Below are 21,032 nucleotides of genomic sequence, written 5' to 3'. Positions count from 1 at the left end.
CGCCATAATCGCGAACTGGTACCGAAACCGGCAGCTTTTCAGCGCTTGTGGCGTCGATCACCACTTTCTTTCCCGCATATTTTCTTCCGAAAGATACGGCGCACGCGGCTCGAGAGGGGCTCCGCCAAATCAAATTCTCAGCCCTTGCGCAGTGCTTCACCGTAAGGATTCCGCGCGTTCTTGGGAGAGGTAAATGCAGTCATCCCGTCGTCGCTGACGGAGTATTTCGAATCGCCGCGCGACAGCATTCTGGCGCAGAAGCCTTCGCACGCCAGAATCCGTATCTCCCATTCGTGATCTAGGCGACGGGCTTCTGCTGCTCGGCCTACGGCGTAGACCGGAATTGCTAGGCGAAAAGAATATTTGGCGGCCGCGTTTGCGCCTGGTTCGTTAGCCTTGGGCGAAGGAAACCACGGCGCTCACTGCTCTGACCGATAGGGCTCACTTGAGATAGACCAGCGTGTCGCCGAATGCACCAAAAGCACAACCTACGCGCCCGGTCGCCGTGGCAAGGAGGTTGGGACCTGCTTTGCAATTTGCACTCACAACGAAGCCGGAGGGGGCGAGGCAGGTATTTGTGCAGTCGGAGGCTGCACTGCTGGCATCCAGTTCGGCGACAAAAACCCAGCTGTTCTTCGAAGTCTGATAGCTAGCGCCTCCGATCTATAGCTGGGCCCCCGCACGGCAAAACCAGTTGTCGAACTCAACGCAGAAACGGAACGTTAGAAGTGCGGGCAATTGACAGCGCTGTCGGAGACATACGTTCCCAATATCCCTTCATAACGACAAACCATTTGTCCCGGACATCGTAGCAGAGCACACTCATTTACTGTCTGTCATCACTGAGTGCGAGTTGGCGAGAAGCACCAGCTGACAGTCGATCGCCCACCAGCAGCAGCGCCGACATCGTTTTCCGCAACGTAACATCGCCGCCGCTACAAGTTGGGACATCTCAGGCTTGATTGTGCCATGCACCACATCCGTCCAACTCAACCTCTGTCTCCCTGGATCCGCTCTGCGGCTGTTAGCAGCTTGGGATCAATCGTCGTCGCACCGATCACTGTGCGTATCTGGCGCATCGATTTGCGAACGGCATCAAGGAAGGCGCGACTGGCGTTCTCCATCAGATGCTAGCGATCTGCGACCTGTATCGCGTGCGGCAAGGCTCTTGCTGTCGCTTCGCCATATCCTCCGCCGCGGTCACGGGCAACGATCGCGATCGTGGGATGAGCAGCGAGCCAGGCTTGGGCAGTTGCCGGCTCCCGATCCGGGAGCAGGGTGACTACCCGGCGCCGCTCTAAGTTGCAGACGATGCTGGCGTATCGATGATTGCGCCGCCAGGCCCAATCATCAATGCCGATAATCCTGAGCCGATCAGCCGGCGGACGGCTACGGCGCGCCGAACTACGCGAAGAAGCGTGTCCTTGCTCAGTCGCCCGTGAACAAGCGTCTAAGCGATTGAGCGGGAGTCTGTTTTTCGGCTGCGGAGGCATTTGAGATTGCAGGGATTTGGGTCTTGAGGCCCGCAAACCCTGCAATTTCCTTTTCGGGATTCCCTCGGGAGAGGAAGCATGATTCCTTGTCCGCATCGGGGGGCTGAGACGATGCGGCCGAAGAAGCACAAGGCGACGGGATCGAACGATCTGTTCCGGGCTCGGCTGGACGAGATCATCAACATGAAGCACGAGCTGGTTCTGCTGGCCGGCAAGATCGACTGGGACTGGATCGACGGCGAGATCGCTCCGCTTTACAGCGAGAACGGCCGGCCGGGGATCGAGACCCGCTTCATGATCGGGCTGCTGCTGCTCAAGCACATTTACGGGCTATCCGATGAAGGGGTGTGCGAGCGCTGGGTCCACGACCCTTATTTCCAGTTCTTCACCGGCGAAGAGTTCTTCCAGCACGCCTTCCCGCACGAGCGTTCGGATCTGAGCCATTGGCGCAAGCGGCTCGGCGACAAGCTGGAGCGGTTGTTGGCCGAGAGCCTGCGGGTGGCGCACGAGGCCGGCGCATTGCGCAGCCAGGACCTCAAGCGCGTCACGGTCGACACCACGGTGCAGCCGAAGGCCATCAGCTTTCCGACCGATGCCAAGCTGTTGCATGCGGCCATCAAGGGGCTCAACCGCCTGGCGAGAAGGCACGGCGTCAGGCTGCGGCAGTCCTATTCTCGGGTGGCCAAGGCCGCCGCGATGATGGCAGGGCGCTATGCCCATGCCAAACAGTTCAATCGGCATCAGCGGCAGTTGCGTATCCTGCGCAGCCGGCTCGGCCGGATCATCCGCGACATCCGCCGCAAGATCGAGCGCCAGCCGGCACTCGAGGAGGTGTTCGCACTTCCCCTCGGGCGCGCCAGCCAGATCCGCTCGCAACAGCAGCGGCAGCGCGGCTGGAAGCTCTATTCCTTCCATGCCCCGGAGGTGGAGTGCATCGGCAAGGGCAAGGCCGCCGCGCCTTACGAGTTCGGCGTCAAGGCCTCCATCGTCACCAACAACCGCCGGGCTCCCGGCGGCCTGTTCGTGCTGCACGCGAGCGCAATGCCCGATAATCCCTACGATGGTCACACCCTGCGGGACGTCATTGACGGCACCGAGGCACTCACCGGCTGTCCGATCGAGCGGGCCTATGTCGACAAGGGGTACCGCGGCCATGATGCGCAAAATCCGCGGCGCGTGTTCATCTCCGGCCAGAAGCGCGGCGTCTTCGGCGTCATCAAGCGCGAACTGCGCCGCCGCTCCGCAATCGAGCCCATCATCGGACACATGAAGACCGAAGGTCACCTCGGCCGCTGCCACCTCAAGGGCCGTGCCGGCGACGCCGCCAACGTCATCCTCTCAGCTGTCGGCCACAACTTTCGCCGCATCCTCGCCTGGCTCAGAGAACTCCTGGCCCTGTTCCTGCGATTGCTATGGCCAACGCTCGCCTGGCCAGCCCAGCTCAATCCGGCTTCTTAACGGACGACTGCTCACCGGCAGCATCAGCCGTTTTGCGAAGCCTGCTGCCGGGCGGCCGCCAAGCATCAGACCGAGGTGATGGACGATAGAATGTAGCCTTGCTGTGCGTCGCGCCGATGGTGCCAGTACCCCTTCGGCGAAGCGAAGATTTGGCGCCCGCATAGGACGGCGTCGCAACGGAAGCGACGAGCAATGACCAGAAGCTGTACGATCCGTCCCGAAAGGGGAAGATCGGTTACACGGCGCCGGTACCGGCTGTGTTCGGGCGTCGGGAAACCGTTCCGCAAGATGGGCACAGACCAACGCTTCCCGACGCCCGAACCGCAATAACGGCCTTATCACCTTCGAAGTACGCACTAACGCGGACGGCGTCATCCAGGCGCCGGCCCCGGCCCATATCATTGAAGGAGGCATTCCGACGGAAGCGCTTCTGGCCCAGATCGCCGTCGCCAAATACGCCGATGGCCAGCCGCTCTACCGGCAGGAGGCCATCTACGCCCGCGACAAGGTCGAACTCGACCGCCAGCTGATGGCGCAATGGATGGGCAAGCTCGGCCTCGAGCTCGAGATCGTGGCCGACTACATCTTCAGCGAGGTCAAGAAGGCCGAACGGGTCTTTGCCGACGAAACCACCTTGCCGACGCTCGCTCCCGGCTCCGGATCGACGAAGACGGCCTACTTATGGGCCTATGCCCGGGATGACCGAACCTTTGGCCGCAGCGGTCCCCGATGGTGGCTTATCGCTTCGAAGACAGCCGCTCCGGCGAATGTGCGGTCCGGCATCTCAGTGGCTATCGCGGTATCCTGCAGGTGGATGGCTACGCTGCCTATAACAAGTTGGCGCGATCCGATCGCGGCAATGATGGCATCACATTGGCTGGCTGCTGGTCACACAGCAGACGCAAGTTCTACGAGCTGCATGTTGCAGGGAGCTCGAGAGTGGCAACGACGACGGTCGAGCAGATGACAAAGCTCTGGCAGGTTGAAAAAACCGTGCGCGGTCAAAGCCCCGACGCACGCGTTGCCGCGCGCCAGCAAGCCTCCGCGGCGATCGTCGCAGATCTCTTCGACCTCTGGCGCAGCGACGGCGGCGGACAAACCTGGGCGACCATCGCGACACTGCTGCAGACAGCGAAAATGAACAACGTCGATCCGTTCGCCTGGCTCGCCCTAACACTTCAGCGTATCGCCAACGGCTGGCCGAGCAGCGAAATCGACGCGCTTATGCCATGGAACCACGCCGTGTGACGGCCTCAGCTTGCCGCTTACGATAAAGATTGAGCTACCGCACGATCTCGGCAGAGAGGTGATCCTTGCACACGGATTTAGCGGCTAGGACCGGCCAGAGTGTCGTAAGTCCGCGGGCGGTTGCCGCCGGGAACGACAGGCGCTCCAATACCTCGACGGCTTTGGCGACGGGTTCGATCGTGATCCATTCGGCCGCTTGGCCATGGCTCGACTTGCCTTTGTAGGCGACCGATCGGACGCGGTGGCGCATGAGCAGACCATCTTCGCTGCGGGTAATGGAGAGACACCCGCGCTGCATTGCTTGAACTTCGCAGTCGCGCATGCCGCTCAGATAGGCGCACAGGACATAGGCCGCTGATTGCAGCATCCGCTCTTCTTGGGCGAGCGTCTTGGCGTCGAAACGAGGTCGCCACGGTCGACCGGTCTCCGGCAGAAGAGAGATGCAGGTGTCCATGCCGCCGGTCTCAACGCCGAGTTCGCGTATGGCTGCATCGATCAGGTCCGGCGCTCCGCTCGCAAGTTGAATATGCATCCTGGACTCTGCGCGGGCATCGATCCCGATATGGAGATGAAGCAGGTGCGAGTTGACAGGAGGCGATACGTCACCTGTCTCTGGATGCCGCAAAATGGTGCCATTGTGAGCAGTCCCCCAGATCGGCACACCGCGCTCTTCACGCCGGCGCTGAGGCGACTGCCGCGACTGGAACGACCGCCGCCAGAAACTCATGCGCCGCGGCAGACCCCGCAATTTATCGCAGAAAGAATTGGCTCACACAGCCCGAAGTATCTGTTTTGCGCGGTCGAGAGCTTTTGCGGCAACTTCTTTATGGCCGTCCCTTATAATTAGACTGTCTATTGCTCCACGCACAAACTCAGGATTTAGCTTGTCGATCTGAGCGATAGTTTCGATCACGTTTTGTCGATATGGTTTGAGCTCGCGGATCAGATCAGCAGAATGATCGACTCTCGCGGCAGCAATATCGAAGATATCTCGCGGTTTAATACTCTTTTCGAACTGCTTTGAGGCGACCAACTCCGCGATTATCGAAAGGGCTTCTCCTAAGAAAATTGCCCCGACCGCTACAATCTTCGACATTGAGCTCATCGTCTGAGCGTACTGAAAAGAACGACGAAAGGTACCTGCCAATATTCGACTTGCCGTTTCGGATGACTTCAACAACCGGACTTGCGATGAAAGCGATGACATTGCCGCCACGCACCGCCTCCTGCAACGCCGGAGATGTTTGAGATTGGAACGTTCGATGCAGTGGCCAATGCTTGAAAACAATTACGCGTGGGGTAACGGGTTGATCGGGCGTCCCCGCGCTCAAAAAGCCTTGCGAGGGGTTCCAGCTCGACGCCATTGCTTTCGGGCATTCCACGGGGAGCCGGCTTAAGGTTTAGGCGACGATTATAGTGTCCGATTGGTAGTTCGCAGCCCAAAGTAATTGTTGCCCGAGGGGACATACCCTTGCCTCTCCAAGTCGCCGACGTTCTTGGCGGCATGTATTTTCTTGCAGTCTTTCGCAGGCGCCCTCCTCTTCCCCGGCCTTACCTTGATCGACCTTAGCCTCACAACCCTTGCGGCGGCTTCCGCTATCATCATTCGACTCCTTCGCCATGTCGCCATGTCGCCATGTCGCCATTCGGCGATGCGATCTATCCCGTGCCGACACGCCGCCTCCTCTGGCCACTTGACTGAATCCATTCAGCAGGTTCGCGAGTTCCATCGGCGCAATACGAGAGAGTTGTCCGTCGCGGCTCAACACCTCTCTGGCGATCGCGGCTGTGGCGTGACGATAGTCTTCCTGTTTCGGCGATCTACTGAAGCCGTTGACGAGAACCGACATCCCCTGGGAAACAAACTCAGAGAGCCCGATGTCGGCGCAATCGCGCGGCGACGGATTTCGCCGGCGATGGCCCTGCAGGTGCTCTCATCTTCGCGCCACTTGCAAAAGCCATGCACCAGCGTCGTATCCTTGCGGAGTAAACTCAAAGAGCCGTGCGCGGCGGCCCCTGCGGCGAACGACTTCATCCGCGATTGCGGCCGCGGCCTGGCGAACCATCGGCTCTTCGGGCCACTTTCCGAAAGCGTTCACCAGCAATGACATTTGTTGACTGTTCAACCGCTGAACCACTCCGCTCTCGCCCAGACAAAACGCAGCGATTCTAATCGTTCCATTGCGACAATCGGCCATCGCGGAAAGCCGCCCGAACGATGATGCAAAGAGCGAGAGCGTCTTGCATTGGACCCTTCCTATCAGATCATTATCCAGCCTCGATACCCGAGCCGCTATTGCCTTGCAGGCCTCGATGCCAGGTTGACCTGCAGCATCCCGGCTCACCGCGTTGCATGTCGTGGCGTACCCCCACGATTTGCCCGCGCGGATGTTATCCTCGAAGCTTGCCACAAATCTAAGGTGGAAATCCGCGGCAGCCTTCTGCAGGAACATTGCGCGATCCGCCATCACCCGCAACTGCTTGTAGTGCTTGACCAGCGCGGTCGAGAAGTCGTTGATGTGACTCGCGCGCTCAATCTCGTTTAGGGCAGCATTAAGCAACGCACGATCCTTTCTGAGGTGCGCCGCCAACGCGTTGCGCGGCTACGCAGGGTCGTCATTGCCATCCGGCACCAGGCTAGACATTGGTTGCCTCCACAGCGCGTGAGCAATGGTCGGTAGGATTCTGGTGTTTGCCAGCCTCGTGTTACCTGGCTCCAGTGCGGCTTTGAGACGAGCAAACGCTATTCCAACTCCGTCACCACTTATCCGACCATTTCACATCATCACATCTCACATCAAGAAAATGCGGCAGGGCCCCTGCTGAGACGAGCCTCGTCTTCGAGGTGATTGGCTCCAATCGCTATCAGGACCTCTCATGCCCTGCCTATTGGTCATTTGCGGCAACGTGCCATTCCCACGCCGCCGCATCTTCAACTCTACAACCTGACGCGACGTGCGGTTCAAGCCATTAAACAAGGCACATTCGAACTTTGATTCTCGAGCTCGAGCGGTACATTCGTCCGGCGTTCTCTGCGCGACAAGGCTATCCTTTCAAGCGTAGTCATCTGGTCGCTCTACGCCCAAACAGGTTACCATCGCCCAGACTCGATCCGCGAGGCCGAGCGCGATCGCTGGCCTTGTCGGCAGGCCTTTGTAAAAGCGGCAAAGATTGTTATGGGCCACGTACAGACTCACGGCTGCACCGCAGCGATGCAGCGTTTAAGATCGCGAGTCGCGCGACCCCGCTGCTGGCTCATGCGGAGCGCAAGGTGCTCCACATAGTCTGTCGAAATGTTCTAGGATCGCATTCGAGACGGATTCAAGCGCATGGCTAAACAATTCACTCGGCGAAGCTCGAAGCCGACCCTCATTGCGGCAGACGAAGGCTTGACCGGCCATGCCGTGTTGGGCGCGACGATCGGCAATATGCTCGAATTTTACGATTTCGGGACGTATAGCTTTTTCGCCATCCAGATCGGTCACACGTTCCTCCCGGCGAAGGATCAGTTCGCCAGCCTTATGCTGTCGCTCGCGACCTTCGGAGCGGGCTTCGTGACCAGACCCATCGGGGCCATTGTGATCGGCTCGTACTCGGATCGAGTCGGACGCCGGCCTGCAATGACTGCCAGTTTTGTCATGATGAGTGCCGCGATACTCGTGTTGGCTGTGACGCCCTCGTACGATACGATAGGGATCGCCGCTCCGTTATTGGTTGTTTTCGCGCGTTTGGTGCAGGGCTTCGCCCTGGGAGGCGAAGTCGGTCCGACGACCGCCTATCTGCTGGAAGCGGCCCCGGCCGGACGGCGGGGCCTTGCCGTCTCGTTTCAGCCTGCCAGCCAACAAATAGCTGCAACGGCCGGCGCGCTGGTCGGAGAAGTACTCTCCCTCACCATGACAAGCGAGTCGCTGGATGCGTACGGATGGCGGATCGCGTTTCTGCTCGGTGCCTGTACGCTGCCGTTCGGACTTTGGTTGCGCAGGGCCCTGCCCGAAACGCTGCACCGACCTGAAGCGCCGGCTCTCGCCGTCGAGCCCGCAAGGAAATTGCGTGCCAGCCGCATGATGAGCTTGGGATTGGTCATTTTGGCCAGCTGCACGATTATCACCTATATCACGGAATATATGACGACTTATGCGCTGAACACCCTGCAAGTTGCTGCGCCTCTCGCCTTTGCGACCACTGTCGTCGCCAATGCGGTAGGCATTGTTGCGGCACTCCTGGGCGGTTGGCTTGCAGATCGGGCCGGCCGCCGGCCCATCATGATATGGCCGCAGATCGCCGCGCTGCTGATGACCTATCCGGTGTTCTTGTGGATCGCAGAGAGCCGCAGTCCCATGGCGCTTCTCGCAGGTCTCGGCGCGCTCACCCTCGTCGGAACGATTCCGTATAGCGCCTTCTATGTCGGTATGGCCGAGGGGTTGCCCAAGAGCATCCGCGGCGGCGCCTTCGCGACGATCTACGCTGTTGCGATAGCGATCTTCGGGGGCACAGCTCAACTCGTCGTCGCTTGGCTGACCCACGTTACTGGGAACGCGTTGGCGCCCGCTTGGTACATGCTTGTCGCTACCGCGGCCGGGCTCTGCGCCATGCTGATGATGCCCGAGACGGCACCGCGCAACGTTCGGGCCGCCGCGAACACGCGGAGCCCGTAGCAGCTTTGGACAATGCGATAACGTGTGACGGCCCCAGCCAGGTTGCCAATCTCACGATGCGTGCATCGGCTTCCGCTTTTGCGGAGCCTGCCAGACGAGGGCCAACGCGACGATGCGGAGGATAGCTGCCGAACCTGCGCACCGGGCCGGGTGTAGTGCAGCGATCTTACTCGCCGTTCTTGCGCGGGACCAGAGGAGCGTGTCGCCCTCGCCGCCTTCCTCGTCGAACAGGTTCGCGTAGATCGGTGCGTTGAACGAGGGGTCGTCGAGCTTGAGCGAGAGGTAATCGCGGCCCTCTTCGGAGCGCTTCGACCAGGCTGCGCCGATCTCGGCCTTATGTGGTGCACCACATAACATCGATGCGGAGAGCGGGATTATGCGAAGTGCCGCCCTGTGATGGACTGGTTTTCGCCGATCTCGGCGTGTTCCGCTCCGCATAATCCCAGACGTCTCGGGCCGTAGTGATGCATTGTCCGCCTTAAGCTGAGATCGCCTTTGGTCTATGTTGGCGCGCGGGATGAACGTAGGCGCGGGCTGCAAGCCGGTGGATAAGAATGATGCTTGGGAAGAGATTGCGCGCATCCGACAGCGGTTGGCTGATCTGGATGCCGAGCGGATGGAGCTTGAGCGCAAGTTGGAAGCGCTTGAGCAAAAGCTGACATCCGGCAGCCAGGCTGTCGAACAACGTGCTTTTTTCGACCCCCCTGTTACCAACAACTCGCCATCAATCGAGAAAGTCGAGTTGTTCCGACGCTTGTTCGCCGGGCGTCCCGATGTTGTTCCGGTGCGCTGGGAAAACAGAAAGACGGGACGCTCCGGTTATTCGCCGACGTGCTCGAATGAGTGGGCAAAGGGGATCTGCGGCAAGCCGAAGGTAAAATGCGGGGAATGTCCGCATCAGGTGTTTATTCCGCCTTCCGAGGACATTATCGAAAAGCATCTGCGCGGCGGCGATGCTCGCACCGGTGACTTTGTCGCCGGGGTTTATCCATTGCTGCAGGATGAGACATGCTGGTTCCTTGCCGCCGACTTCGACAAGGAGAGCTGGGCGGATGACGCCAGAGCATTGCTCGGCACCTGTCATGTGAAAGGAATTGCCGCGGCCCTGGAGCGGTCGCGATGGGGGAATGGCGGCCATGTCTGGGTATTCTTCTCCGAGCCTGTTCCAGCAAGGATCGCCAGGCAGATGGGGCAGCCCTGATCACGGAGACAATGGAAAAACGGCCCGAAATCGGCTTCACCTCCTGATCGCTTCTTTCCCAATCAGGACACGATGCCCCTTGGGGGCTTTGGCAACCTGATTGCACTACCGTTGCAAAGGAAAGCTCGTGAGATCGGCAACAGCGTTTTTGTCGACAACGATCTGCGGCCTTACGACGATCAATGGGCGTATCTGTCGTCCCTGCCCAGATTGTCAGCTGACATGGTCTTCAGGCTCGCGGACGAGGCGGAGCTATCGGCTCGGGTTTTGGGCGTCCGCATGCCGGTGGACGACGAACATGCCGACGAACCGTGGAAGATGTCGCCGTCTCGCCGCAGTGCGCCGCGGCGTATTGAAGCCGCGATACCGCACAGCATCAGTAAGCCTCCGAGGAGAGCCGCCTTGCAGCGGGCTGGCCTGATGGTTGAGAACTGTACGTATGGACAGCCATACGTACAGCGCGCTGAATCGACTTGAAGTGGTTGATACAGGCCGGCGGCGCCGCTGGTCTGAGGAGGAGAAGGCGCGGATTGTTTTGGAAAGCCTATCCGAGCCTCGCCTGGTTGCGGCGACAGCGCGGCGATACGGCTTATCACGTTCTCTGCTGGTGACCTGGCGAAGAGCCTTCGCAGCGAACCGGATCAAATCCGAGGCTGGGTTTGTCAGGGCAGTTATGGCCGAGGGCGGGCCCGTGGCGTCGGTGGCGGCCTCATCGGAGAGCGCGACCGCACATTCGACGGAGCGTCGGATTGAGATCGAGCTGGCTGGCGGGCGGCGCGTCATTGTTGATGCGGGCATCGACGTTGAGGCGCTTCGCCGGATCATCGAGGCTCTGGATCCGCAATGATTCCGGTCCCTACGGGAGTTCGAGTGTGGCTGGCGACGGGCCACACCGACATGCGCAAAGGCTTCGCCTCATTGTCGTTGCAGGTGCAAGAGGTGCTGCGCCGTGATCCGCTGAGTGGTCATTTGTTTTGCTTCCGCGGACGCAGGGGTGATTTGTTGAAAGTGATCTGGCATGACGGCCAGGGAGCATGCCTGTTTACGAAGAAGCTCGAGAGAGGTCGTTTTGCCTGGCCGTCGCTGGCGGACGGCGTGGTGTCGATCTCGCAGGCGCAGATGAGCTATCTGCTGTCCGGCATCGACTGGCGCAACCCCCAAGAGACCTGGCGTCCGACCAGCGTAGGCTGAGACTTTGTTATTTGAGTTTGGTAGCGAATGTGATTCCATCTGGCCATGGACTCCAGCGCCGACCTGCCGCCCGATCTTGCCGCCGCGCATGCAATGATTTTGGCCGAACGCACGGCCAGGCTTGCGGCGGAAGCCAGGTTTGCTGAAGCGGCCAATGCCCAGGCGAAGCAATCGAGCACCGAAGCGCTGATTGCCCATCTCAAGCTCGAGATCGAGAAGCTACGACGCACGATATATGGCACGCGCTCCGAGCGGTCGGCACGGCTGCTCGATCAGCTGGAGCTTGAGCTTGAGGAACTCGAGGCGGGCGCGACAGAGGATGAGCTGGCCGCCGAGAAGGCGGCCAGGAAGACGCAAACGGTGCGTTCGTTTGAGCGCAAGCGGCCGGTGCGTCAGCCCTTCCCCGATGACATCGAGCGAGAACGCGTGGTCCTGTCGGCTCCGACGCAATGCCCCTGCTGCGGGTCGGCGCGGCTGTCGAAGCTCGGCGAAAGCGTGACCTCGACGCTGGAGGAGATCCCGCGCCGGTTCAAGGTCATCGACACAGTCCGGGAGAAGTTCAGTTGTCGGGATTGCGAGGCGATCACACAGCCGCCGGCGCCGTTCCATGCCACGCCACGGGGCTATATCGGACCGCAGCTTCTGGCGACGATCCTGTACGACAAATTTGGTCAGCATCAGCCGCTGAACCGACAGAGCCAGCGCTTCAAATGCGAGGGGATCGACCTGTCGGTCTCGACGCTGGCGGACCAGGTCGGCGCGGAGCGTTCGCGGTCAGACCCATCTTTGAATTGATCGAAGCCTATGTGCTCTCCGCCGATAGGCTCCATGGCGACGACACCAAGATCCCGATCTTGGCGAAGGGAAAGACGGACACCGGGCGGATTTGGACCTATGTTCGCGACGATCGGCCATTCGGCGGGCGAGATCCACCGGCGGCGCTGTTCTACGCCTCGCGCGATCGACGCGGCGAGCATCCCGCGCGGCATCTTCAGACCTTCGCTGGGATCCTGCAGGCCGATGCCTATAGCGGGTTCAACGCTCTCTTCGATCCCGGACGCAAAGCGTTGCCGGCCACGCCCGCCTTCTGTTGGGCACATGGCCGGAGGGCGTTCTTCGAACTTGCCGACATCGCCCAGAACGCTCGCCGCGGAAGATCGGCGACAGCGATCTCGCCCATTGCGCTGGAAGCGGTTCGTCGAATTGACCAGCTGTTCGAGATCGAGCGCGAGATCCATGGGGTGAATGCTGAGGAGCGGCTGCGGGTCCGCCAAGACAGAAGCGCGCCGCTGCTGACCGACCTTGAGGCTTGGCTGCGGGCGGAATCTGCCCGGCTCTCACGTTCGTCCAACGTGATTAAGCCGATCAACTATCTGCTCAACCGTTGGGAGGGCTTTGCCCGCCTTGTCCACGACGGAAGGATCTGCATGACGAACAACGCAGCGGAGCGAGCGTTGCGTGGTTTTGCTCTGGGAAGAAAGGCATGGTTGTTCGCCGGTTCTGATCGCGGCGCCGAGCGGGCTGCCGTGATGGCCACGCTTATCATGACGGCGCGTCTCAACGACATCGACCCGAAAGCCTGGCTTGCCGACGTCTTCGCGCGCATCGCCGACATGCCGCAGAACCGCCTGCACGAGTTGTTGCCCTGGAACTGGACGCCTCCTGCGTCGAGGTCCTCCTCCCAGGCGGCGTAGCCATGCACGTCAACAAGGTTCACGCCGTCTTCACCATCGCTCGCGTCGCAAAAGACCTCGGCGAAGACGAGGACTGGCTCGGGGACGTGGCCAACGGAATGGACACAGAGGATGGCGTCATATGGGTTTACGGCATAGGTGACGACCAGGTCATGGCGTTCACCGACTTCGGCATCGAAAACCTGACGGAGCTCATCAGGATGCACAAGGAAGACCCCGAACTCCTCAAGCGGTGGAATCGGTGAGCCCCGTCCGCGGCCTAGCTCGGATGGATACCAGCATCAGGATCGTGGTCTCCGATCAGGTTTACATCGACAGGACAGCGCTGTCCCTATCACGGGCCGCAAACTTTGGTGTCCAGCCTTACAGGCCATAGCAGCAAAGCTGACCAACGCGCGCCCCTGGTGACGGTAAGCCTGGGGCGTTGCCAAGTTGTATCGTGGAGAAGGACTGCACCGCACCTACCAGGATTGGTGGCAGCCGAATCTAACCATTCGACTATGCTGGTCTTCAGGACTTGCAGATTTAGGAGAGATTAGGAGAGACGAGAAAGGCTAAACGCGTATGCATTCGCTACGTCAAAGGCCTGTTCTCCACGGCGCTCGAAGATGGCGAGATCATCACCGCGGTCTCATTCCCCGTTTCCGCGAAGGCGGGTTACGCAAAATTTCCGCATCCGGCGTCGCGCTTTGCACTGACCGGCGCATTCGTCGCCAAGAGCAAGCCCGGCGAGGTGCGCGTCGCCATGACAGGCGACTCGCAGAGCGGCGTGATGCGGGTCTCTGCCATCGAGGCCGCCCTGAAGGCGAACTGGGCGGCGAACGCGGTTGACGGCGTGACGGTGTCGTCGAGCGGGCTGCTCAGCGACATCCACGGCTCGTCGGATTATCGCGCCAATCTCATCAGGGTGATGGCACAGCGCGCGGTGGCAGGGATGGCGTGATCATGGGTTTCTTTTTTTCGCCGAGCACTTGGAGCGCACTCGGTGAGTTCTCCCCCACTGCGAGGACCTCGTGTCCTCGCGACTTTTTGCGCCGCATTCATCTAGCCACGAGCAAATCGATATGAGCTGGAAAGCCCCAAAAATCGTCGAATTACCGGTCGGTCTCGAAATCAACATGTATGCGTGCGCCGTTCGCAAGGAGGTAACCAGAAAGCTGGGAGCTTGAAGACAGATCCTATCCTTGCGGTCAACGATCGGAGTGAGCACTACCCTCGTAGATAACACCACACTTTAGGCAATCTCAAGGAGGAGACAAGATGACGATCACGATGACTCATAACGCCAAGCCTGCCGCTGAGGACCGTACTCAGCCGTTGGCGAATTTCAAACTTGCAGCAGGAGGCACTCTGGCGGTGCTAGCGCTGATGGTGTTCTGGCGCATCTTTCAGCAGGTCTATGCTTGGAGTGCCGGCCTGGATTCGACTGAGACCGCGTTCGATGCCGCCTGGATGACGTTGCTGAAGGTTGAGCTTAGCGTTATCCCTTTGCTCTGGGTGGTGACTTGGGCGTATCTATGGTTCACGCGAGACCGCAATCTTGGCGCGCTCAAACCGCGGGAAGAGCTCCGGCGTTACTTCAATCTGGTCCTGTTCATCTTCGTCTATGCCTTTTGCGTCTGGTTCGCTACCAGCTTCTTTGCCGAGCAGGACGCCTCATGGCATCAGGTTGTGGTCCGGGATACAAGCTTCACGCCGAGTCACATCGTGCTGTTCTATGGCACCATGCCACTCTACGTGCTGTTTGGCGTGGGATCATTTCTGTACGCGATGACGAGGCTGCCGAAGTTCGCAACGCAGATTTCAATTCCATTCGTGCTCGCGGTTGTAGGTCCGTTTCTAATACTGCCGAACTTGGGCTACAACGAGTGGGGCCATGCCTTCTTCCTGATGGAAGAAGTGTTCTCCTATCCCTTGCATTGGGGTTTTGTCGTGATGGGCTGGAGTGTGCTGGCCTTGGGTGGGCTCCTGATCCAGATCGCGATGCACATGCTTGAAGTGATCGGGCGGCTTTCCCAAGAGGACGAAGTTTCGGTCGCCACCCAGCGCTGAAACCGCTTATGAACCATTAATCGCTGACAGCCCGGCATGTGAAAGCTTGCCGCTGTAATCATGTCGGGCGTCGGTTTCCAGGAAGGTCGATCTCAACTCGGTAAAAGAATTAGGAGGAAGCCATGCAAGGAGGAACGTCTGTGAGACTGTATGGGCTCGAATGGCCTAAAGAGTCAGCAAGAATCTCAAGAGTGTTTGACCTTCTCGTCGCCGCCATCCTTTTTCTGGCCGTCTCCGGCGCATTCCACCTGCATTACATGCTGACCGCAGGGGACTGGGATATGTGGATCGATTGGAAAGACAGACAGTGGTGGGTCACCCTGACTCCAATTACGGCCATAACATTCCCTGCAGCTTTGCAGTATGTGTTTTGGACGAAATTTAGACTTCCAATCGCCGCTACATTTGCGGTCGTTTGTCTCCTGTTCGGTCAGTGGATAAATCGACATTTCGGTTTCCACCTGTGGTCGTACTTTCCGATGAGCGAGGTCATTCCAGCGCTGCTGATACCTGGCGCACTAGTCCTCGATGTCGCGCTTTTGCTGACCGGGAATTTTTTGTTCACGGCGATGTCCGGCGCCTTTGCATTCGCACTGCTTTTCTACCCGACTAACTGGTTTTGGCTGGCGCCATATCGGCTACCCGTAGAAGTGATGGGGCAGCTTGTTTCCGTGGGCGATTACATCAGCTATGCCTTCACCCGCACCGCCCTGCCTGAGTATATCCGGCTGATAGAGCGGGGCACGCTTCGAACTTTTGGTGGCCACTCAGCCATTATAGCGTCCTTTTTCTCGGCATTCGTATCCATACTGATGTATTTGGCGTGGTGGCATATCGGAATGCTCCTCGCTCGTGTGGTAACGACGCCAAACACCCTGAAACATTTCATGGGGCTCACCGATAAGGATGAGCCAGCTGAAACAGCCCAAAAAGCCATAGACGGCACCAGCCTGCAAGGGCGCTTCGTCGCAGCCGAATGATCCTGCTGGGACCGTGAAGGACTCCAAATGAGAACATTCTGTTTCCGCAAAAGCTCATGCGTGCGTCTAGTCTTATCGGCAGCGGCGGCGATCATGCAGATCGGAATACTGACCTTCGTCCCAGATGCTGCTCTGGCGCATGGTGAGCGCAATCAGGAGCCGTTTCTGCGGATGCGAACGGCTCATTTTTACGATGTGAAGTGGAGCACGAACGAAATTCCCGTGAACGGTGAAATCGTTGTCACCGGCAAGTTTCGACTCTTCCCGATCTGGCCAGTCAACCTCCCCCTTCCCGAAGCGGCCTTTCTGGGAAACGGGACGCCGGGCCCGGTGCTTGCCCGAACCGAGAGCTACATTAATGGCGTCCCAGCAATTCAGTCCACCAAACTGGAGTTGAACCGGGACTATGAATTCAAAACGGTGCTCAAAGGACGAGTGCCAGGCCACCATCACGTCCATCCGATGATCAACGTGATGGGAGCCGGGCCACTGCTCGGACCGGGAAACTGGCTGACGGTGACGGGGAACGAAAGCGACTTCAAGCTTCCAATCAAAACTCTCAGTGGCGAGACTATCGACAATCTCGAAACCTGGGGCCTTGGCAGGGTGTTCTTCTGGCATGGCTTGTGGGTTGCGATCGCCATCGTGTGGCTTGTCTGGTGGTTGCGCCGGCCGCTCCTGCTGCCTCGTTTTCGCGCGTTGATGGAAAAAGGCGGCGATCGATCTCAGCTCGTTACCAGCACCGATCGCCTATTCGGGGCCGGTTTGCTCGTGGCGACGATTCTCATCGTATTCTTCGGCTTTCAGGCGACCGACGCCGCTTATCCAAGGACCGTGCCGCTGCAGGGGTCCCGCGCAACCGTCGAGCCCCTACCGGAAGTGCCTGAGCAGGTCAAAGTTGTGGTCAACAAGTCAAACTATGACGTCCCTGGCCGCTCGCTTCGTATGAACGTGACACTGACGAACAATGGAAGCACGTCAGCACAGCTTGGCGAGTTCTTAACTTCCAACCAGCGCTTCATCAACCATGAGGTTAGCCAGGCAATGGCGACGGTGGATCCGAATTACCCCAAGGAATTGCTTCCTCCGAATGGGCTTAAGGTGAGCGACAGCCGACCGCTCAAGCCGGGTGAAACGAAGACAGTCGATATCGAAGCGGCCGACGCGGCATGGGAGACGGAGCGCTTGAGTAGCCTGATCAACGATCCGGACAACACGTTGGGAGGACTGTTGTTCTTCTATGACGAGCACGGCAAACGGACAATCTCAAACGTCAGCGGCCCCATGGTCCCTGTATTCACCGATCCCGACAACCGCACGGCTGAGAATCCGAAAGGAGGTGCGGGTTGAACATCGTAAAAGCCGCAGTGCTTGGAATTCCATCTTTGCTCCTCATCCTCGACTGCGGTGGGGCGCGGCCAGCGATTGCACACGGGGGAGTATCGATGGAGAAAGACGTGTGCAAGCTTCGCGCTGGGCCCTATATTATGCATTTTACCGGATACCAGCCGGCCAAGCAGGGGAATCAGGAATTTTGCGAGGACATTCCGGAAATCGGCCGCACGGTCATCGTCTTGGATGCCGTCGGCGACGTGCTACGTGATCTGCCCATCGAGGTCCGGTTGTTGCGAGACGCCGGCAACGACGTAGACAGCGAGGCCATCCTTCGAATCCCGCCAAAACAATATCCGACAGGCTCACTATCGTTTCAGTACACGTTCCCCGAATCCGGGCGCTTTGTGGGCCTCGTGACAGTCGGCGACGGACCGAAATACGTATCGAGATTTCCGTTTTCGGTTGGTTACGGCAACGGGATTTGGGTCCGATATAGGGACAGTTTCGCAATCGTTCTAGGAACGCTGGCAGCCGGGGCCGCCCTGTTTTGGTACTCCACGTTGCGCAAGGAAAGCTAGGCTAGCACTTTGTCGGCCGCTGTCCGGCAATAAGGGTCACACTCATGTCTCACGAAAAACACGGATACAAGAGCGATTACATCCGAGTAGCGACGCGGCCGTCACTCGATCATGCTGGCACGCCAAACTTGACCGCCGGCACCGGCAGGGCGCGAACTAGGCTGATTCAAGGGACGGTAAAAGAACTCTCGTCCGCAAGCAGGCGTCCGGTATCAGCGCTTGGCATCACGTTGCTGTGCGTTGGCCTCGTGTGCCTGCCAACGGCTGCCTCTGCACATGCCGCTCTCGTGAAGTCCGATCCCGCGAGCCGGGCAGTGTTAGCTCATTCGCCGCAGCAGATCGAACTGTGCTTCAACGAACGCATAGAGCTCAAGTTTTCGAAAGTGGAGCTCAAGAACGCCAACGGTCAGTCGCTAGCGCTCGGCGATTTGAAAGCGGGCAATGATCCGAAGTGCATGGTAACGGCAGTATCTGACATGAGACCGGGCAGCTATTCGGTTCATTACCGCGTGCTCTCGCAAGACGGGCATGTGGTGGACTACGGCTATCAGTTCACCGTCGAGGAACGTTAGGCATGCGGAATGACGGTATTGTTTCCAGCTCTGTGCAAGGCCATCGCTGACATTGCGCTTGCATGGGTCATAGGCGGAGTACTCTTTCTGTTGCTGGCAACGCCGTCTTCCGATCCGGTCCTTGCCGCTTGGCAAAGACGAGTGCAGGTCAGCTTTCTCTGGGCGGCCGGCATTCACCTCTTCGCTACCGCTGGGTTATTTATCGCTCAAGTCGCGATTGCGACAGATATGGCACTACCGGAGATAGTAGCGGCTGGCCAGCCGCTGGAAAGCTTCGGATTTGACACACATTACGGTCGGATCACGCTTGCAAGGTTAGCGCTCTCTCTTCTTTTGCTGCTGCCGACAGCGATCCAAATTCGCGGCTGGTCGAGGGAGCAGCAACGTTCAGCTTCAATCGTGACAGCCTGGACAGCAGCACTGATCGCGCTGATTGGTCCACTTGCTGGACACGCCGCCGGGGAAGACGACAGCCGTTGGCTCGTTCCGACGTATCAACTTCACGTGCTCGCGGTTTCTGCTTGGCTTGGGGCCTTACCGACTTGGATCTGGCTGGTGGCTTCGGTCGCTGTCACCTCCACGGACACTCGGCGCGCCTATGTCGCAGCGACGCTGCGACGTTTCTCCCAACTAGCAACCGGTTTCGTGGTCGTCGTCGTCGCATCAGGTTTGGTGCTCGCGTTTAGCTCCGCTAGTTCGGCTGGCGAGTGGCTTGGCACGACCTACGGCCAACTAATTATAACGAAGCTTGCTCTACTTGCATGCATCCTGTTGGTGGCCAATCGGATCCGCACGCGCTTCCTACCCGTCATGGAAACCGTAGGAGCAAAACCCGCGGCTTTTCTTGCAGGAGCTGGATGGGCAGCAACTGAATTCTTTTGCGGGGTTCTGATCGTCGGCTGCGCAGCCGCGCTCTCTTCAGTCATACCAGCACGACATGATCAGCCCATCTGGTGGCTGCCGTTTCGCTTTTCGATCGAAGCCACGTGGCCGGCGTGGCCGACGCCCGTTATCGCGGTGGGCGCCTTCTCACTAGCACTATTGTCACTCTTCTGGGGCCTGCTCGTTTGTGTGAGAAAGCCGCAAAAGGTAAAAGCAGTTGCAGCAGGTGCCGCCGCCGCTATTTCGGTCGCAGGCGGTCTGTGGCAGATATCCGTGCAAGCCTATCCCGATACTTACCGCCGCCCGTCGGTTGCCTATTCGACGATATCAATAACCAATGGAAAGCGTCTATTTGCCCAGAATTGTGCGGCTTGCCACGGCAGCGGAGGGCTAGGCGATGGTCCGGCGGCATCGACCCTCCCCAAGCCGCCCGCGAATTTGAGCGAACCGCATACTGCGCTGCATACGGCCGGCGACATGTTTTGGTGGCTTAGCCATGGAATTCCAAAAAGCGGCATGCCCGGATTTGCTGATGTATTGGACGAACAGGCCCGCTGGGATGTGATCAATTTCCTGCGGACGTTTTCAGAGGGATTTCAGGCGCGCCTCCTGTCGCCTGAAATCGTACCCGATCATCCGTGGCTGGGGGCTCCAAATTTTTTCTTAGAGGACGAGAATGGGGCCGAGAGGGAGCTGAAGGACTTCCGTGAGCAAAGCAATGTGCTGCTCGTGTTTCCCGAAAAGTCCGACGCAATGCGCGTTAAACAGCTACGCCTTGAGCAGAAACGATTCCGGAAAGAACGATTGTGGGCGATTATCGTGTCGCCGGACGCAAAGCTGGCGGCGGGCGTCCCGAATGTCCGGCATGGAGCACAAGAGGTTAGAGAAAGTTACGATCTGCTCTCCCGGAGCACTACAAATCGTGGAGATCCCAAGCGTTTGGAAATGGGAAGACATTCCATGGAATTCCTAATCGACAGGTTCGGATACATTCGTGCGCGCTGGTTGCAGGAGGAGGACGAATGTGGTTGGCAAAAATCCGACGAGCTGATCTCGCAGGTCCGAGTTCTCAATAGAGAGTCCAAAATTCTCCCGCCACCCGCTCAACATGTACACTGAATTAGTGGAAATCTTTCAGGGCTCGCAAACAAAAGAGGAAAGCATGCAAATATCATCCCGTCCCAACCGGTTTGGCGATCGATTCGAACAGTTCATTTGGTGCATGATTGTTGTGGCTGGCGCTCTGGTCGCGGCTCCAGCCCACGCACAACACCATGAGCCGGGCATGCAGCATATGCACGGGTCCGACGGTGCGCCTGTTGCGAGATCGGGAAACACCCGCGAGCTGCCCGCATTGAAGATCCTTCTGCCGCAATCGGGTAATACCATCGGCGAGCGTGTTGCTTTCGTTTTCCAAGCCGACGATAACATCGCAGAAATGACCATGAGCTCTGCCAATCCGAGCGTTCATCTGCATGTTGCGATGGACGAAACCGAGCTCATGCCAATGGCAGACCAGCTGACCCAGCTTGGTGATGGCCGCTATCTCTATGTTTTCGATCTCCCTGCCAAGCCTGGTCGGCACACAATAAGACTCTATTGGGCGGATCCGCAGCATCACACCGTCTCCGAGACGGTACAAACCCTCAACGTGGTTGTGAAGGAATCAAAATGAGCAAGCGGTCAATCATTG

The 21,032-nt window shown here is 58.9% G+C and carries 17 protein-coding genes and 5 pseudogenes; 17 read left to right on the top strand and 5 right to left on the bottom strand.

Annotation, left to right across the window (positions count from 1 at the left end):
- Positions 1-1,004: 1,004 nt before the first annotated feature.
- Positions 1,005-1,432: pseudogene (locus PMN64_RS21280) on the bottom strand (transposase); the annotation flags it as partial.
- 172 nt (positions 1,433-1,604) lie between these two features.
- Here PMN64_RS21280 and PMN64_RS21275 point away from each other — a divergent pair.
- Together PMN64_RS21275 and tnpC (PMN64_RS21270) are read left to right on the top strand one after the other, a co-directional pair.
- Positions 1,605-2,951, top strand: coding sequence for an IS5 family transposase (locus tag PMN64_RS21275; RefSeq protein WP_411782037.1), 1,347 nt, complete (start codon positions 1,605-1,607; stop codon positions 2,949-2,951).
- Positions 2,952-3,309: 358 nt separating this feature from the next.
- Positions 3,310-4,199: pseudogene (tnpC, locus tag PMN64_RS21270) on the top strand (IS66 family transposase); the annotation flags it as partial.
- 34 nt (positions 4,200-4,233) lie between these two features.
- On the opposite strand, the gene PMN64_RS21265 reads toward tnpC (PMN64_RS21270), so the two are convergent.
- The 3 genes from PMN64_RS21265 to PMN64_RS21255 form a co-directional block, all read right to left on the bottom strand.
- Complete coding sequence (locus PMN64_RS21265) at positions 4,234-4,731, bottom strand: hypothetical protein (protein ID WP_411782023.1); 498 nt, start codon at positions 4,729-4,731, stop codon at positions 4,234-4,236.
- Between the two features lie 237 nt (positions 4,732-4,968).
- Entirely contained in the window at positions 4,969-5,295 is a 327-nt protein-coding gene (locus tag PMN64_RS21260) for a hypothetical protein (RefSeq protein WP_411782022.1), read from the bottom strand.
- Positions 5,296-6,133: 838 nt separating this feature from the next.
- Positions 6,134-6,760, bottom strand: coding sequence for a hypothetical protein (locus PMN64_RS21255; RefSeq protein WP_411782021.1), 627 nt, complete (start codon positions 6,758-6,760; stop codon positions 6,134-6,136).
- A 768-nt stretch (positions 6,761-7,528) separates the two neighbouring features.
- On the opposite strand from PMN64_RS21255, the gene PMN64_RS21250 reads away from it, so the two are divergent.
- Positions 7,529-8,854 carry an MFS transporter gene (locus PMN64_RS21250; protein WP_411782020.1) on the top strand — a complete coding sequence of 442 codons (1,326 nt, stop codon included), beginning with the start codon at positions 7,529-7,531 and terminating at the stop codon, positions 8,852-8,854.
- A gap of 177 nt (positions 8,855-9,031) precedes the next feature.
- Here PMN64_RS21250 and PMN64_RS21245 read toward each other — a convergent pair.
- Positions 9,032-9,190 (bottom strand): annotated as a pseudogene (locus tag PMN64_RS21245) (DUF736 domain-containing protein); the annotation flags it as partial.
- A 166-nt stretch (positions 9,191-9,356) separates the two neighbouring features.
- Here PMN64_RS21245 and PMN64_RS21240 point away from each other — a divergent pair.
- The 14 genes and pseudogenes from PMN64_RS21240 (at position 9,357) to PMN64_RS21175 (ending at position 21,014) form a co-directional block, all read left to right on the top strand.
- Positions 9,357-10,532, top strand: a pseudogene (locus tag PMN64_RS21240) (TOTE conflict system archaeo-eukaryotic primase domain-containing protein).
- Positions 10,495-10,902: an IS66-like element accessory protein TnpA gene (tnpA, locus tag PMN64_RS21235; RefSeq protein WP_411782019.1), complete on the top strand. Its 408-nt coding sequence runs from the start codon at positions 10,495-10,497 to the stop codon at positions 10,900-10,902. Before PMN64_RS21240 ends, tnpA begins: the two are co-directional and overlap by 38 nt.
- Complete coding sequence (gene tnpB, locus PMN64_RS21230) at positions 10,899-11,246, top strand: IS66 family insertion sequence element accessory protein TnpB (RefSeq protein WP_411782018.1); 348 nt, start codon at positions 10,899-10,901, stop codon at positions 11,244-11,246. Before tnpA ends, tnpB begins: the two co-directional genes overlap by 4 nt.
- Positions 11,247-11,291: 45 nt before the next feature.
- A protein-coding gene (tnpC, locus tag PMN64_RS21225; RefSeq protein WP_411782016.1) for an IS66 family transposase occupies positions 11,292-12,940 on the top strand; the annotation gives its coding sequence in 2 pieces (ribosomal slippage) (positions 11,292-12,006 and positions 12,006-12,940; 1,650 coding nt in all).
- A 2-nt stretch (positions 12,941-12,942) separates the two neighbouring features.
- Positions 12,943-13,185, top strand: a complete 243-nt coding sequence (locus PMN64_RS21220) for a hypothetical protein (RefSeq protein WP_411782015.1) — start codon at positions 12,943-12,945, stop codon at positions 13,183-13,185.
- A gap of 290 nt (positions 13,186-13,475) precedes the next feature.
- A pseudogene (locus PMN64_RS21215) lies at positions 13,476-13,883 on the top strand (carbon monoxide dehydrogenase); the annotation flags it as partial.
- Positions 13,884-14,004: 121 nt separating this feature from the next.
- Positions 14,005-14,109 (top strand): pyrroloquinoline quinone precursor peptide PqqA, encoded by a 105-nt coding sequence (gene pqqA / locus PMN64_RS21210; protein WP_283021219.1) that lies wholly within the window; start codon positions 14,005-14,007, stop codon positions 14,107-14,109.
- A 91-nt stretch (positions 14,110-14,200) separates the two neighbouring features.
- Positions 14,201-14,992 (top strand): bacterial ammonia monooxygenase, subunit AmoC, encoded by a 792-nt coding sequence (amoC, locus tag PMN64_RS21205; RefSeq protein ID WP_411782014.1) that lies wholly within the window; start codon positions 14,201-14,203, stop codon positions 14,990-14,992.
- A 122-nt stretch (positions 14,993-15,114) separates the two neighbouring features.
- Positions 15,115-15,972: a bacterial ammonia monooxygenase, subunit AmoA gene (gene amoA / locus PMN64_RS21200; RefSeq protein WP_411782013.1), complete on the top strand. Its 858-nt coding sequence runs from the start codon at positions 15,115-15,117 to the stop codon at positions 15,970-15,972.
- A 27-nt stretch (positions 15,973-15,999) separates the two neighbouring features.
- Entirely contained in the window at positions 16,000-17,322 is a 1,323-nt protein-coding gene (gene amoB, locus PMN64_RS21195) for a bacterial ammonia monooxygenase, subunit AmoB (protein ID WP_411782012.1), read from the top strand.
- A complete protein-coding gene (locus PMN64_RS21190; protein ID WP_411782011.1) occupies positions 17,319-17,885 on the top strand; it encodes a hypothetical protein in 567 nt (188 codons plus the stop codon). The genes amoB and PMN64_RS21190 overlap by 4 nt, the downstream gene beginning before the upstream one ends.
- Before the next feature lie 44 nt (positions 17,886-17,929).
- Complete coding sequence (locus PMN64_RS21185) at positions 17,930-18,457, top strand: copper resistance protein CopC (RefSeq protein WP_411782010.1); 528 nt, start codon at positions 17,930-17,932, stop codon at positions 18,455-18,457.
- A 9-nt stretch (positions 18,458-18,466) separates the two neighbouring features.
- Positions 18,467-20,458: a c-type cytochrome gene (locus PMN64_RS21180; protein WP_411782009.1), complete on the top strand. Its 1,992-nt coding sequence runs from the start codon at positions 18,467-18,469 to the stop codon at positions 20,456-20,458.
- Between the two features lie 43 nt (positions 20,459-20,501).
- On the top strand, positions 20,502-21,014 hold the full coding sequence (locus PMN64_RS21175) for a hypothetical protein (protein ID WP_411782008.1): 513 nt from the start codon (positions 20,502-20,504) through the stop codon (positions 21,012-21,014).
- The last annotated feature ends 18 nt before the right edge of the window (positions 21,015-21,032 follow it).

Source organism: Bradyrhizobium sp. UFLA01-814 (assembly GCF_046718885.1).
GTDB classification, from domain to species: Bacteria; Pseudomonadota; Alphaproteobacteria; order Rhizobiales; family Xanthobacteraceae; genus Bradyrhizobium; species Bradyrhizobium elkanii.
Note: the sequence above shows the minus strand (reverse complement) of the source record. Positions and strands in the feature narration are given on the sequence as shown.

Coding starts and splice junctions, on each gene's coding strand:
- PMN64_RS21275 (WP_411782037.1), top strand. CDS start 1,605: ATGCGGCCGAAGAAGCACAAGGCGACGGGATCGAACGATCTGTTCCGG.
- PMN64_RS21265 (WP_411782023.1), bottom strand. CDS start 4,731: ATGCATATTCAACTTGCGAGCGGAGCGCCGGACCTGATCGATGCAGCC.
- PMN64_RS21260 (WP_411782022.1), bottom strand. CDS start 5,295: ATGTCGAAGATTGTAGCGGTCGGGGCAATTTTCTTAGGAGAAGCCCTT.
- PMN64_RS21250 (WP_411782020.1), top strand. CDS start 7,529: ATGGCTAAACAATTCACTCGGCGAAGCTCGAAGCCGACCCTCATTGCG.
- tnpA (WP_411782019.1), top strand. CDS start 10,495: ATGGACAGCCATACGTACAGCGCGCTGAATCGACTTGAAGTGGTTGAT.
- tnpB (WP_411782018.1), top strand. CDS start 10,899: ATGATTCCGGTCCCTACGGGAGTTCGAGTGTGGCTGGCGACGGGCCAC.
- PMN64_RS21220 (WP_411782015.1), top strand. CDS start 12,943: ATGCACGTCAACAAGGTTCACGCCGTCTTCACCATCGCTCGCGTCGCA.
- pqqA (WP_283021219.1), top strand. CDS start 14,005: ATGAGCTGGAAAGCCCCAAAAATCGTCGAATTACCGGTCGGTCTCGAA.
- amoC (WP_411782014.1), top strand. CDS start 14,201: ATGACGATCACGATGACTCATAACGCCAAGCCTGCCGCTGAGGACCGT.
- amoA (WP_411782013.1), top strand. CDS start 15,115: ATGCAAGGAGGAACGTCTGTGAGACTGTATGGGCTCGAATGGCCTAAA.
- amoB (WP_411782012.1), top strand. CDS start 16,000: ATGAGAACATTCTGTTTCCGCAAAAGCTCATGCGTGCGTCTAGTCTTA.
- PMN64_RS21185 (WP_411782010.1), top strand. CDS start 17,930: ATGTCTCACGAAAAACACGGATACAAGAGCGATTACATCCGAGTAGCG.
- PMN64_RS21180 (WP_411782009.1), top strand. CDS start 18,467: ATGACGGTATTGTTTCCAGCTCTGTGCAAGGCCATCGCTGACATTGCG.
- PMN64_RS21175 (WP_411782008.1), top strand. CDS start 20,502: ATGCAAATATCATCCCGTCCCAACCGGTTTGGCGATCGATTCGAACAG.